Raw genomic sequence first — 14723 nt, forward strand, 5'->3', positions numbered from 1 at the left:
ACGATGACCCAAGCGACCTTTGCTGAACGCATAAGCCACTGGCAGCGCGATCATGGTCGCCATCATTTACCTTGGCAAGTCAGCGATCCTTACCGGATCTGGCTATCGGAAGTGATGCTCCAACAAACCCAAGTCAGCACCGTGCTTGACTATTTCCCGCGCTTTATCGCGCGTTTTCCCGATGTCGCCAGCCTTGCTGCAGCACCGCTTGATGATGTGCTTGCGCTCTGGAGTGGCTTGGGCTATTACAGTCGCGCACGCAACCTACACCATAGCGCGCAGCAAGTCGTTAACGACTATGCAGGTACTTTCCCGCGCGAACGCGTAGCGCTTGAATCGCTCAAAGGCGTAGGTCGCTCAACCGCAGCAGCGATTGCTGTTTTTGCTTTTGGTGCGCGTGAAGCCATTCTTGATGGCAATGTGAAACGGATTCTTACGCGCCATGAGGGGATCGAAGGTGTTTCTTCAAATGCGGCAACCTTAAAGCAGCTATGGGCTAGCGCTGAAGCACGACTACCGGCTGATGACGCTTTACTCAAACCTTACACGCAGGGGCTAATGGACTTAGGCAGCTTGGTCTGTACGCGCTCACGCCCTGATTGTGCTGTGTGTCCGGTGCGTAGCGATTGCTATGCTTATCTTAATGATTGTACCGAGACGCTGCCGAGCAAAAAACCACGCAAAGCACTGCCAAAAAAACATACCGTGATGCTGCTTGCGCATAGCAAGCGCGGCATCCATCTCAATCGCCGCCCTGATCACGGCATTTGGCGCAATCTCTGGAGCTTTCCAGAATTTGCTGATCTAGACACGGCACACACCTTTGCTCGCTCACTCGGCAAAACTGATCAACAAAAAACGCTTACCCCCTTCACCCACCGCTTTACCCATTACCAGCTGCATATTCAGCCGCTGGTCGTACGTATTAATGCACCCAACACAGAGCAAAACTGGCTGCCAGTTGAGTATGCACTCGCTAAAGGACTGCCCAAACCAATCCGTCAGCTGATTGAGGAAACATTTCCTAACGACTAATCCTGCAGCATAAAAAACGCGACTGAAAGGCCGCGTTTTAACGTTTTATTCGTGATAAGCCGGACTTATCTCATGCACCGCGTCGATAAACGCGCTGACATGATCTGGTGGAATATCAGGGGTAATCCCATGGCCGAGATTAAAAATATGGCGGTGACCCATACCATAATCACTCAATACGCGCTGCACTTCGCTATGAATGGTCGCCGGATTGGCGCGTAGCATCCCTGGATCTAAATTCCCTTGTAGCACGATATCCTCACCTACCATTTTTCTGGCGCTCGCGAGTGAGGTGGTCCAATCCAGGCCCAGACCTTGTGCGCCACTGTCTTTCATTAAGTGCAGCCATTGCCCGCCGCCTTTGGTGAACAACATCGCCGGCACACGATTGCCCTCGCTGTCTTTGTTCAGCCCTGCAACAATATTTTTCATGTAATCGAGTGAGAATAGCGGATACGCCCAGTGCGGCAGCGCCCCACCCCAAGTATCAAAGATCATCACAATCTGCGCACCAGCGGCAATTTGCGCATTCAAATAATCAGTAACCGATTGGGTGAGTTTAGCGAGTAAGGCATGCATCACTTCCGGTTGCTGATAAGCAAGCGTTTTCGCCTGCGCAAACTCACGGCTCGATTGTCCTTCAACCATATAAGTCGCCAGCGTCCACGGACTGCCACTAAAACCAATCAGCGGTACTTTGCCATTCAGCTCGCTGCGAATCGTACGCACCGCATTCATCACATAAGCCAACTCGTCGTCCATCTGCGGAAACGGCAGCCCGTCAACATCGGCCTCGCTGCGTACGGTTTTCGCAAATACCGGCCCGCGACCGGGAATAAATTCCAAACCCAAACCCATCGCATCAGGGATGGTGAGAATGTCTGAGAATAAAATCGCCGCATCGAGCGCGTAACGGCGCAACGGCTGCAGAGTCACTTCACAGGCCAAATCCGCATTACGGCATAAATCCATGAAACTGCCAGCCTGCTCACGGGTCGCGCGATATTCTGGCAAATAACGCCCAGCCTGACGCATCATCCACACCGGTGTGCGCGAGACTTTTTCGCCACGCAACACGCGCAGCATCAAATCATTTTGTTCGCTCATGTCGATACTCTTTATAATAAAACGCTACTATCTTAACAAATCCACGCGCCGATACCCGGATATTTCCGAGCCCTCACTTGCCCTGCCTCGCTCGCTCGCTTAAAATTGCTTTTTTAAGTAAATGAGATAGCTATGCTTGATAATATCCGCGAAAAAAAGACCAGCGTCACCACTTATATCCTTGTGGGGCTTGCCGGCCTAGGCATGCTGTTTCTTGGTGTACCACTTTTTAGCGGCGGTCAGGGCAGCACCAGCATTGCCGAGGTCAATGGTGAGAATATCAGCATCAGCGCATTTAACAATGCGGCACAAAATCTGCGCGCTCAATTCCCCGATGCTGAACTCGCCACAGTTGAACGCGCCGCACTCAACCAGTTGATCAATAAACAGCTGTTTAACCAAACCGCAGCCAACAGTGGCTATCGTTACCCAGATCAGGCGCTATATAACGACCTCAAAGCACAGTTCCCAGACGACGCAAGCTACAAAACCTTTTTAGAACGCAGCGGCATCAGCGCGGGCGCGTATGAAAACAGCTTACGCAACGACCTTACCGCGCGGCGCTACGGTGAGTTGATGGCGATAACCCATATCGATAACCCGCAAATCGCGCGTCAATTTGCAGCCAATTTCGCGCAAACCCGCGATGTGACGCTGATTCGCTTACCGCTTGCTGCCGCGGTTAGCGAAACCTCCCTCAGCGAAGAACAAATCAGCGATTATTACAACGATCATCAGCAAAGTTATCTCACCCCAGACCGGGTTAACATCGATTACTTCATCACCAGCGTCGATGATTTTGCTGACCCGCAGTCAATCAGCGACGAAGAACTCGCCCAAGCGCGAGACGAGATGCAAAAAACCGACAGTCGTCGCGCCGGAAGCTACCTGTTATTCGACCAGCAAGAACAGGCCGACAATGCACGCGCACAACTCAGCGATGGCACACTGCGAGATAGCCTCACCCAAGCGATTGATGCGGGCGAGATCAGCGGTGAATATGGCGAATTAAACCTACACAAAGCCGGCGAAGGCATCAGCCCTGCTGCCGATAAAGCATTATTTGCGCTCGACGCTATTGGTGATTATTCACCGGTGGTTGAAACCGATTATGGCTATATGATTATCGGACTGAGCAAGATTGACGCCCCTGAGGCACTCGGTGACGGCGCTTTACGCGCGCAGATCGCCAACAAACGCGCCGAGGAAACCTACCTCAGCCAAACCAACCAGGCTTTTGATGCGGCACAAAACGGCACCGCGCTTGCGCAAATCGCCACCTTGCTCAATCAAAACGTGCAAAACAGCGATTGGTTTAGCGCAGAACGACCGCCTCAAGACTGGATGAGCCAACCGGAAGTGAGCGAGCAACTCTTTGGCGAACGCGCTTTAGAAGCTGAAGAAATGGCGCAACCCGTGGCCATTGACGATCAGCGCAGTGTCTTTTTCACTGTTACAGCGCGTGAAGCCGCTGCTGTCCCTGAGCTCGATACCATCCACGCGCAAGTGAGCGATGACGCTCGCCAAGCTGCAGCACGCGAAGCGTTAGAAGATAACGGTAACGCGGTATTACAAGCGTGGAAAGATGATCCGCAAGCGCTTGATGAGCTGATTAGCGCCCATCAAGGCGAACGTCTGAGCTATCAAGGGCTCAGCTTTACGGATGAAAATAGCGCGCTTGATGAGGCGGTCTTGCAGCAGATTTTCCAGCAAAACGCACGCGATCACGCGTTTTTCGCCCCGAATGGTGATTATCTGATCAGCCATCTTGATGCGGTTCACACCCCAGCGGTTGATGGCGAGATTAACAACCTCGATCAGTGGACTTCGCTATGGCAACGCACCAGTCAAGATTTATTCGCTGTTGGGCTTACTGAGTGGCTGCGCGACAACGCGAAGATCAGCGTCAACCAAGACGTGTTATCACGCAGCGCAAACTAAGCAGCGTATCTCGCATTATTCGCATAAAAATGGCCGGTGAACCTATATGATTCACCGGCCATTTTTGTTGATGTAATGTGTTGCCCTAATTAGTGTGGCTAAGGGTAGCTACCAGCAACGCTTTGATCGTATGCATGCGGTTTTCTGCCTGATCAAACACCACCGCCGCCTCGCTTTCAAATATCTCATGCGCGACTTCAATCCCAACCAGACCATGGTCTTCATAAAACTGCTCACCAAACGAGGTACTGCGGTCATGATAGGCTGGCAAGCAATGCATAAACTTCGCCTGTTTACCCGCGGCCTGCATCAGCCTGGCATCAATGCGATACGGCAAAAGCAGCTCTGTGCGCTCCTGCCACACGCTGCTATCCTCACCCATCGACACCCAAACATCAGTATGGATAAAATCACAGCCCGCAACGGCTTGTTCGGCATCATCAGTGACCATCACTTGTGCGCCAGTTTCTTTAGCCAAAGCCTGTGCGCGCTCGATAATCGCTTGATCGGGTTGTAACGCATTGGGTGCGGCAATCCGCACATCCATCCCCAGCAGTGCGCCGGTAAGTAGCAAAGAATGCCCCATATTGTTGCGTGCATCACCAAGATAGGCAAAAGATACTTCTGCCAGCGGTTTATCACTATGCTCGCGCATGGTCAACACATCAGCGAGCATTTGGGTGGGATGATAATCATCGGTCAAACCGTTATACACCGGCACACCGGCATAGCGCACTAAGCCATCGACCACGCTCTGTAATGAGCCACGGTATTCAATCGCGTCATAAAACCGCCCAAGCACACGTGCGGTATCAGCAACGCTTTCCTTAGTACCAAGCTGTGAGCGTCCAGGGCCGATATAGCTGCAATTTGCGCCTTGATCAAAACACGCCACTTCAAAGGCACAACGTGTACGGGTTGAGGTTTTTTCAAAGATTAGCGCAACGTTTTTACCAGTTAATCGCGGCTGTTCGACACCTGCGCGCTTATCGGCTTTAAGCGCCGCTGCCAAATCCACTAGCGCCAACACTTCCGCCGGCGGATGCTCAATCAGCGCAACCAGCGATTTCCCCGTCCAATACCCCATCACGCACTCCTTACAGGCAAAAAGTGATTATGGATAAAAAAACGCGTGGCGTCAAAGCCAAGCTTGTACTGATTAGTTACAACTATTGATCAGCAGCGTGTTTTTCGATATAGCGATACGCCCCTTCACACACAATAAAGCCTGGCTCACAAAAACTGCTATATCGTTCACCCAGAAAATCATTACTTCTGACCATCACACGCATTAACTGGTAGTGTTCGGCAAGTGCCGCGTCATCACCTTCTAAAACGGCAAGCTGCATCGCTTTAAAGCGAATATCCGGCGTTGGCCGTATTAATAACATACGCTGTAAATCTTTCCGGTATAGCTCAAGAAACTCTTCACTCACGTACGGATTATCAAGGTTAAACAACACCAAAAAGGCAGAGGAAAAATCATAGCCATAAATTGGGTTCGCGGTGTATTCATAGAACTTATCGGCGTTGGTTTGCGAATAGGCATGTTGATTACTCACAACATACAATGGTGCAGTAATCACTCCGAGCAATGCGAATACGACTGGTACCAGCCAAAGCAGTTTATGCGACAGGCGAAATGCCGCGGCTCTTTGCGGCACAAACGCTGCCCATAAAAAAGCGAAAAAGACCGCGAACGACAGATACCACAGCACATACTCAATCAATGAGTTCATCAAAAATGCAATAAACAGTGCGTAAACGAACCAACGATATTTTTTAACCTGCAACAACTGCCACATTAACACCCCAGCGAGCATAATCGCAAACACCCCACCGAGCAAGCCAAATTCAGCCAATAGCTGAAAAAAGATATTATGACTGTGCGCTGGGAATGTATTGTTTGTAACTGCCCATGGATAGTCATACATCAGAACACTGTACGCGCCATAACGCTCAAAGCCGACACCTGTCCAAGGGTGATCCATAAAGAGCAGCCACGCCTTATGCCATTCAGAAAACCGCCAAGTTATACCACCACTGCCACGATCCAAATAATGATTATCGACTGTTTGCACCATATTAAAGCGCGACAGCAGCTCAATAATCGCCTCATTAAACAGCCAAAAACTGGCAGCACCTAAAAGCAGTGCGATAAACACAGCGCGCACATTGCGACGCTCTGCTTTAGTGCTCAACAGCGCCATTAACAGCAGATACCCCACAAAACCCACCAGCAAGCCTCGTGACAGAGTACCGAGCATCACATAACCAAATAGCCAGGCAATCACGAGTGCGGACATTCGTCGCATGTGTCGCTGACTGCTTAGCTCAAACAACGCACCAATCGCCACAAACATGGTGACTGCTAGCAAGTTTGCTTGCGCGATCGGTCCACTAATCCGTGTTCTCACCACGCCAGCCAAGCGTTGCACCACCACCCAATCTGGAAAATAAAAAATCACTAAGCTGAGCAGGCTGACCAAAACGCCACCGGCAACAATCACAAAAAGCAAACGCTGGTGAGAAAACTGCAGCGTATCTTTTTGTGCACCAAGTAATATTGCGCACAAAACCGCCAAGGCGTAGATCAACAGCTGATAGCGGTATTGTGCAAACGTGCCATTAAAGACGCTTAAGGCCAGTAACAGCGCAAAAGAAGCTGCTAGAAATATAAAAAGTCGGGGTGGCAGAAAAGCTGCTCTGGTTTTGGCAAGCACTAACACCAATAAAAGCGTTATTCCGGTAAGTGAAAACGCTGATAATAGGTAGTGTGGCACGATTGCCACATGATGCGTGAAAGTAAACGGGAATACCAATACGCAGAGTAGCGCAAAGCAGCCCAGCCCTGTTTTGATCCGATGCAAAAATATCGTCCTTTAATAATCAATTAAGGGCTGAGCATAGAGGGAAATAATCGAGATCACAACCGATAATGGTAAATTATGGCAGATTATTGGCAAGTTTGTGGTAAACGCTGCGCTTCAATGCTACCACCATTACAACGCCAGGTAATTAATTGTCCATTACCTGCATTAGCTTCCGGCGTCATCACTACCGTTTTCCCAGCATTCGCACCTGAATTAAATGCTACAGTCACCACACCACTGGTGCCCACACTAATATTACCTGGATCAAAATATTTACCATCGAGGGCTGTTGCACTACTGGCGAGCGCATGTCCAGCTGGTGGGAATACACGGTTCTCCCCCCAATACACGGCAATATCATTGCGCAAACCACTGGTAACGATCAACGCTTCGCTAGCTTGTGCTCGCGCGACATAATCTTGATACGCCGGTAAGGCAATCGCCGCCAAGATACCGATAATTGCAATCACAATCATCAGTTCAATCAAGGTGAAGCCTTGTTCTTTCATGCATGACATCGTAACATCCTTGTCTCTGAGTAAAAAAGCCCAGCAGTTGCTGGGCTTTTTGTTAATCCGTCTAGAGTTTATGGATTATTGGCAGCTTGATGGTAAGCGTTTTGCATCGATACCATTTGTCGTGCCAGGAGCACACGTCCAACTAGCAATTTGTCCACCAGCAGCGTTCTGATTTGGTGTCAATGTCACAGTATTACCACTATTTGCACCATCATCAAAGGTAACTGTAATCATCCCAGTAGTCGCTGCTACTGTTACACCGCTAGCACCGAAATATTTACCCTCTAATTCAGCAGCAGCATCAAAAATAGGTTGACCTGAAACAAGATCTGATGCTGTTGGGAAGTTACCTTGATCCGCTAAAAATACACCAATATCAGATTGCAAACCGGTGGTTGCTTTCATCGCTTCAGATGCTTGTGCGCGAGCAATGTAGTCTTGATACGCTGGAAGCGCGATGGCTGCTAAAATACCAATGATCGCGATCACAATCATGAGTTCGATTAGGGTAAAACCCTTTTGCATTTGTTTTTTCATTTAAATTCTCCTTAAGAGAGTAACATCGTATTTAAAAACAGCTTGTGCTGTCGGAGATGAGTAATGCTTTGCATGTGCCACATTTTCTTTGTCGTTAATTTTCAGCAACTTAAGATTTTTTATTTGTCACAAACACGCATTAGCCACATATTCTGTCACACTTTAGCTGCTTCAACACCTCATTTTCTCTATAATTTAGCCTTTACTGCACCACATGGATTGTTATGACCGCTTTTTACACTGGGGTGATTTGCTTATGCATCACCGCCTGCTTCGCCTACATCAATAAACGCTTTATCGGCTTGCCGACCACGATCGGGGTGATGTTCGTCGCCTTGCTCATCTCGCTGCTGTTGATTGGCTTGAACTCACTTGGCTTTGCTGAGCTGCTTGTTTATGAGCGTCGTCTGCTGGCGAATATTGATTTTGCCGATGTGCTAATGGATATCATGCTCTCGATGTTGCTTTTTGCTGCAGCGCTGCATGTAAAAGTCACCGACCTACGCGCGCACAAATGGCGGGTTGGCATACTCGCCGTGTTCGGCACGTTACTCTCCACCGCGATCGTCGCTGGCCTCACCTATGCCCTGCTGCAATGGTTAGGCTTTGAGATTGCCTTTATTTGGTGCGTTTTATTCGGTGCGCTCATCTCACCCACTGACCCGATCGCCGTGATGGGGATTTTAAAATCCGCTGGTGCACCACAATCGGTCTCAACCGTGATCTCCGGCGAGTCGTTATTTAACGACGGGATCGGCGTGGTGCTTTTCGTCTTGCTATTAGAAATTCTACGCTTAGGCGAACTACCGAGTGTGTGGCAGGCGCTGGAATTATTCACGGTCGAAGCTGGCGGCGGTATGCTGTTTGGTTTTGCGCTTGGCTGGCTAGGATTTCGCCTAATGCGCAGCATCGATAGCTATCAAGAGGAAGTGTTGATCACCCTCGCCCTTGTACTCGGCGGCTATTCTTTAGCGTCTTACTGGCATCTCTCAGGCCCACTGGCCATGGTCATCTCAGGGTTGATGCTCGGCAACCACGGGCGCGAATATGCGATGAGCACGCAAACCCAGCAATACGTCGACCTATTCTGGGAATTGATCGATGAAATCTTAAACGCTTTACTGTTCGTATTGCTCGGTTTAGAAATCGTGATTTTGAGCGTCAACGGCAATATGTTACTCGCTGCCACCCTCGGCATTGGAATTGCACTATTCGCGCGCTTTATCGCCGTGAGCAGCGTGATGACCATTTTGCGGCGCGATATGGTCTTACCCGAGCGCTCGTGGCAGGTTTTAGTATGGGCCGGTCTGCGCGGCGGTATTTCTGTCGCTCTCGTGCTCTCGCTACCAGCAGGCGGCGAACGCGAACTCTTACTCACCATGACCTACGCAATTGTGCTCTTTTCGATCATCGTGCAAGGCCTCACCATCGGCCCGCTCGCCAAACGCTTATCTAATCCTGATCTTCCTGGCATGTAAGCCAACTAACCTTAGCGCTGCTCAGGCTGTCGTTCGGCCATTCTAGAGAATGGTCTTGATAGCCTCGCTAAAGAACTGTACGAAAGATGAGTGACAAAAATGGTCAGGTTAGTTCAATCGATGCACGACAGGCAAATTTTATAGCTAAGATGCTTTTTATTATTCGAGCAACATCTTACATCATAAAGGATTTTCCCCCTGATCACTCAGCCATATTCTTTATGAATTGAACGTATTGAAAAAGTGACAATTTTTGGCAACCCCGGGTAAAGCATACTCAAGCGTGATTCACCTTGCGCCTAGACTCCTACGAAAGCTCGCTAAACAGGTGATATGTGGCAACAAGATTTAATGATGTTAGGCGAGATGATGCTTAATATTGCTCGATAACTGCCCATAATGAGTACACAGCGCACAAAATTTAACCCATTGACTACTCATATATAAAATTATATAAATATATCAATTATTTCATTTGAATAAGTTTTCCCTATCCATCCCCAAATAAGTTAATTGATATCAGTAAAGTGTGTTTTATGAACTTTATTTAATTAAATTGATAGGTAGTTTGGCATGCTCATTGCTTACTATACTCCCGAGTTCTTTGTATCGTTTATGGACGAACGTCATTTGCACAATGGATTGAGCAAGATATGAAGGGTTCCGTGCGCAAGGATGCGCTCGTCTACCTTAAACCTTTCGGGGTTTAGCGCCAGAAAATCACTCAGGGCTGATTATGATTTTCTTGGCGTTTTTTATCAGCTGGATTTACGTCCCCCTTTGAAACCCGACTCTCTAAATCCTCAATGAGTCTCGCCCAAATCCAATCCTTGCCAAAAGCGCTTAGCGATCTCTTGACCAGTGTGGTTTTCGATCTCGCGCAGACACGTTGGGCTGGTCACATTCATTTCCGTGATAAACCCACCGATCACATCGAGGCCAACAAGGTACAACCCTTGCTCTTTGATAATCGGGCGCACTTGTTCAACCAACCAATAATCCCGATCGCTGAGCGCCTGTACCACACCGCGTCCACCGGCCGCGAGATTGGCGCGGAACTCACCCTTAGCCGGCAGTCGCGCCAAACCATGGTCCACTGCCTCACCATTGATAATCAAAATACGCTTATCACCAGCGCTGACTTCCGATAAATATTGCTGCACCATCAGCGTGGTTTCGCCATCTGGGTTGATTGCATCGAGGATTGCACTGAGGTTGGTATCTTCCTCGGCAAGACGGAATATTCCTGCGCCACCCATACCGTCCATTGGCTTGACCACCGCAGTGGTAAATTCGCGCACAAATTCGCGAATTTCACGACGCGATTTAGTCACCAACGTTGGCGGAGTAGCTTGCGGCAGACGGGTGATAACGAACTTTTCGTTGATGTTACGCAGCGCCTGCGGCGGATTCACCACCCGCACCCCATCGCGCACGAGGATATCGAGCATATAGCTGTCGTAGATATAATCCATATTAAACGGCGGATCTTTGCGCTGCAGCACCACATCGACCTCGTTGAGCACGATCATTTCTTCGTTGCGTACGCGGTAATAATCATCAACATCATCGGTTAATACCACGCTTTGTACATACGCCTGTACTTCGCCATCACGCACCTGCCAATCGCGCTGACCAAAAATCATCACTTGATGGCCCAATTCTTGTGCGGCAAGCATCAAAGCAAAGGTGGTGTCTTTATACGTTTTAATGTCGTCGATATCATCCATCAGAATGGCAATATCAGCCATGATCATTCCTCCTCAAGGCAAAAACGCATCATAACAGCAAAATGCGTTATGATGGCGGCATTTATCATTAGGACAATCCATGACTCATATCGAACACCTACCGCTACATGGCGGCACTATCGGCATTGAGCGTGAAATGCTACGCGTGGATTCCGAGGCTCATTTAGCCACCACCCCACACCCACCATCTTTAGGCCACAGCTTTACCCACCCGCAAATTACGATTGATTTTGCCGAAGCGCTGCTCGAACTCGTCACCGACCCTCACGATAGCGCCGAAGCCGCCTATCAAGAGCTGCTCGAGTTACACCGCTACACCCGCGCACATACTGGCAATGAGCGCTTATGGGCGGCGAGCATGCCGTGCATTCTGCCGGATGATTTAAGCACGGTTGAAATTGGTCAATTTGGGCAAAGCAACGCCGGACGCTTAAAACGCCTCTATCGCATCGGCCTGTACCACCGCTATGGAATGGCGATGCAGATGATCGCCGGGGTGCATTTTAATTATTCGCCACCGCAGGCATTATGGGAAGCCTTAGGCATTACCGATCGAAAAGCGCGTGATGCACGTTATATGATGATGCTGCGCAACTTGCAGCGCTACGGCTGGATGATATGTTATTTATTTGGCGCCTCTCCTGCGGTGCACAATAGCTTTCAGCCCGCTCATGGCATCTTAAACCGCTTTAATGAGCACACCCTGGGCTGGGCAAACGCGACCAGCCTGCGCATGAGCGAACTTGGCTATCAAAATAAAGCCAATTTCACCGTGAGCTTTAATGATTTACACGACTATATTCGCGATTTAGTCACCGCCGTGATGACGCCTGCGCCAAATTTTGAATATCTAGGTCTCAAAGACGACGCCGGTAATTATCAGCAAATTTCCACCCATATCTTGCAAATTGCCAACGAATATTACACCGCAGCGCGTCCTAAAGAGCCGCTCAAAACTGGTGAGCTACCGGCTAATGCACTCAATGAACGAGGAATTGGCTATGTTGAGCTACGCTTGTTGGATATTAATCCGTATGACCCTTGCGGGGTATCGCTCGAGCAATTGCGCTTTTTAGAAATCTTTATGCTTTATGCACTACTCGAAGACGCAGCAGAATTTACCCATGCTGATTGGAACGAGCTCAACAGCAATCGTCTGCGCATAGCCTGCTGTGGGGTTAACGACATTCGTCTATTCGATCACGGACAGGAGCGCTGCGCCAAAGCCTGGACGCGTGAGCTGCTTGAGGCGATGACCCCGATTGCCAGGCGTCTTGATCAGCAGCGTAAAGATGATGCCTACGAACAAACGCTTACCACCTTACAGCGCGAACTAGAGCAAGGCGAGCGCCTACCGCAACGGGTACAACATGATTTAAAAGACCAGCCGTTTATTAACTGGGCACAAGCGCTCACACAAACCCACGATAAAGTACTCAGCGAGCCTTGCTCACCAGCAGCGCAAACACGGCTTGATCAAGCCGCAGCCGAGGCGCGTGAGGCCTTTTTAGCGCGCGAGGCAGCAGCAAGTGAGGAGCCTTCATTTGAGGCATTTCTCGCGCAGTATTTTGATCCTTTGGCAGCACTGCACTAATCCTTGATGAGCCAAGGCACGATAAATACTTACATTCACGAGGGTGAAACGCTCCACATTCGCACCCGGATTGGTAATCGGCGGCAAAAAAATCTTCGCCTGATTATTAAACCCTGTGGTGAGATTCTCTTAAGTACACCGCCACAGGTGAGCAAGCGCGTACGTGAACGTTTTGTTGGCGAGCGCCTGGCTTGGCTGGTCACAAAACAACGTGAATTGGCTAAACACGCAGCTGCAAAGCCGCAATACCATCACGGCAGCGAACATTGGTTGTTAGGCTCTCCTTATCCGCTGGTGATTGACAAACAACCTCACCGCTCACACCAGTTTTCAGAGCGGGTAATCATCCTGCGCCTGCCAAATCCGAATAACGAACGGGTGGCAGCGCAACTCAACGCGTTTTACCGCGATGAGGCGCAACGCTATTTTGCCGAGCGTTTACACGCAGTCATGCCACTGACGCCCTGGGTGAATAAAGCACCAGAATTACGCGTGCGACGTATGAAAAGACAATGGGGAAATTGTGCCGCGAAGGGTCATATCACACTCAATCAGCATCTGATCAAAGCGCCACCAGAATGTATTGATCAGGTGATCATCCATGAGCTATGTCATTTAAAACACTTCAACCACAGCGCAGCGTTCTACGGGCTGATGGATCAAGCGATGCCAGATTGGCGCAACCACCGGCAACATTTACGCACCCTCGCGCCGCATCTGTTGCCAGTTTAAGTTGGCGTTTAAGGAAGGTGCCCTTCACGCCAATATTCCTGACTGCGCATTTCGGCCAAACGACTTTGTACGCGTTGGTATTCAAAGCTCAGGCGCTTACCTTGATAAATGGCTTCCATCGGCGCTTCTGCGGTCAGCGTCAGCTTCACGCGACGATCATAAAACTCATCGATTAACAGCAAAAATCGCCGTGCGGCATTTTCGGCCAGCTCATCCATTACCGGCACCCCAATCAGCCCGACATAAGGAAAGCGGCGCGCAATCTCGATATAATCTTTTTGTGAATAGTTGCCCTCACAAAGCACCGAAAACTCAAAGATAATCGCATGCTCATCACGATAATGAATTGGAATCTCACGACTGCCGGCGCGAAAATAATGCCGTACGGACTTGTCCATTTTTTCTTCACTAATCGCACCGGAAATTTGCCGCAAATTATCCTCTAAAGCTTCGCGCTGCTCTGGCGTATCCGGGGTGCGGAAAATATGCGCTTTTTTAATAAAATGATCGCGGTGATCCTCGCCATCGTCAATATGGTGTATATGAAGATGGTCATGAATCCAGGCTATCGCTGGGAGAAATTGCTCACGCTGCAAGCCATTTTTATATAGTTCATCGGGTGGGATATTGGATGTGGTGACCAAAGTGATGCCATTTTGCCGCATCGCGCTAAAGACCTTGCTCAACAACATCGCATCCGTGATATCGGAGACAAAAAACTCATCCAAACAAATAATATCGATATCTTCGCCCATCATCCCGACAATACGCTCAATCGGGTTTTCAATATGCCCGACATTGCTTAGTTGATCATGTAGCTCAAGCATAAAGCGGTGAAAATGGCGACGTAGTTTACGGTTTGTGGGCAGGTGCGCGTAAAACAAGTCCATTAAAAACGTTTTCCCACGTCCAACACCACCCCAGCAATACAGGCCAGGAATCCAAGTATCTTCTGGTTGATCACTAGAAAACAAGCGCGCTAAAAGCCCTTTTTTTTCGGCGGGTTTCGGGGCTTTACGCCCATCAAGCGCTTCAATGGCATTGTAAATACGCTGCATTTCATCAATCACAGCGAATTGTGCCGGGTCAATCTGGTAACCTTTTTCTTTTAGAACAGTGTGATATTGGTCAATTAAATTCATGGGCTCTCACAATGC

At 49.3% G+C, this 14723-nt stretch carries 12 protein-coding genes; 5 read left to right on the forward strand and 7 right to left on the reverse strand.

The genetic code is table 11. The features are described from left to right. Positions 1 to 3: 3 nt before the first annotated feature. On the forward strand, positions 4 to 1035 hold the full coding sequence (gene mutY, locus L0B52_RS05035; protein ID WP_235063658.1) for an A/G-specific adenine glycosylase: 1032 nt from the start codon (positions 4 to 6) through the stop codon (positions 1033 to 1035). 45 nt (positions 1036 to 1080) lie between these two features. Here mutY and hemE read toward each other — a convergent pair whose 3' ends face one another. Then, complete coding sequence (gene hemE, locus L0B52_RS05040) at positions 1081 to 2142, reverse strand: uroporphyrinogen decarboxylase (protein ID WP_235063659.1); 1062 nt, start codon at positions 2140 to 2142, stop codon at positions 1081 to 1083. Between the two features lie 132 nt (positions 2143 to 2274). Between hemE and L0B52_RS05045 the strand changes: the two genes are divergently transcribed. Then, on the forward strand, positions 2275 to 4083 hold the full coding sequence (locus L0B52_RS05045; RefSeq protein ID WP_235063660.1) for a SurA N-terminal domain-containing protein: 1809 nt from the start codon (positions 2275 to 2277) through the stop codon (positions 4081 to 4083). A gap of 85 nt (positions 4084 to 4168) precedes the next feature. Here L0B52_RS05045 and argF read toward each other — a convergent pair whose 3' ends face one another. The 4 genes from argF to L0B52_RS05070 form a co-directional block, all read right to left on the reverse strand. Beyond that, a complete protein-coding gene (argF, locus tag L0B52_RS05050) occupies positions 4169 to 5170 on the reverse strand; it encodes an ornithine carbamoyltransferase (RefSeq protein ID WP_235063661.1) in 1002 nt (333 codons plus the stop codon). 82 nt (positions 5171 to 5252) lie between these two features. Further along, positions 5253 to 6866: a PglL family O-oligosaccharyltransferase gene (locus L0B52_RS05055; RefSeq protein ID WP_235063662.1), complete on the reverse strand. Its 1614-nt coding sequence runs from the start codon at positions 6864 to 6866 to the stop codon at positions 5253 to 5255. A 173-nt stretch (positions 6867 to 7039) separates the two neighbouring features. Further along, positions 7040 to 7474, reverse strand: a complete 435-nt coding sequence (locus tag L0B52_RS05060; protein ID WP_409202288.1) for a pilin — start codon at positions 7472 to 7474, stop codon at positions 7040 to 7042. Positions 7475 to 7549: 75 nt separating this feature from the next. Then, positions 7550 to 8011 (reverse strand): pilin, encoded by a 462-nt coding sequence (locus L0B52_RS05070; protein WP_311195327.1) that lies wholly within the window; start codon positions 8009 to 8011, stop codon positions 7550 to 7552. 224 nt (positions 8012 to 8235) lie between these two features. Here L0B52_RS05070 and L0B52_RS05080 point away from each other — a divergent pair, with 224 nt between their 5' ends. Further along, positions 8236 to 9489 carry a sodium:proton antiporter gene (locus tag L0B52_RS05080; RefSeq protein ID WP_235063663.1) on the forward strand — a complete coding sequence of 418 codons (1254 nt, stop codon included), beginning with the start codon at positions 8236 to 8238 and terminating at the stop codon, positions 9487 to 9489. A gap of 803 nt (positions 9490 to 10292) precedes the next feature. Here L0B52_RS05080 and gshB read toward each other — a convergent pair. Further along, complete coding sequence (gene gshB / locus L0B52_RS05085; protein ID WP_235063664.1) at positions 10293 to 11240, reverse strand: glutathione synthase; 948 nt, start codon at positions 11238 to 11240, stop codon at positions 10293 to 10295. 79 nt (positions 11241 to 11319) lie between these two features. Between gshB and gshA the strand changes: the two genes are divergently transcribed. Both gshA and L0B52_RS05095 read left to right on the forward strand, forming a co-directional pair. Next, a complete protein-coding gene (gshA, locus tag L0B52_RS05090; protein WP_235063665.1) occupies positions 11320 to 12834 on the forward strand; it encodes a glutamate--cysteine ligase in 1515 nt (504 codons plus the stop codon). Between the two features lie 6 nt (positions 12835 to 12840). Beyond that, positions 12841 to 13566 carry a M48 family metallopeptidase gene (locus tag L0B52_RS05095; protein ID WP_235063666.1) on the forward strand — a complete coding sequence of 242 codons (726 nt, stop codon included), beginning with the start codon at positions 12841 to 12843 and terminating at the stop codon, positions 13564 to 13566. Positions 13567 to 13574: 8 nt separating this feature from the next. Here the strand turns inward: L0B52_RS05095 and zapE are convergent, their stop codons facing one another. Continuing rightward, the gene (gene zapE / locus L0B52_RS05100) at positions 13575 to 14708 is read right to left on the reverse strand and encodes a cell division protein ZapE (RefSeq protein WP_235063667.1); all 1134 of its coding nucleotides are present in this window, start codon (positions 14706 to 14708) and stop codon (positions 13575 to 13577) included. Positions 14709 to 14723 lie beyond the last annotated feature (15 nt).

Origin of the sequence: Suttonella sp. R2A3 (assembly GCF_021513215.1) — a bacterium.
Lineage (GTDB): Bacteria > Pseudomonadota > Gammaproteobacteria > Cardiobacteriales > Cardiobacteriaceae > JAHUUI01.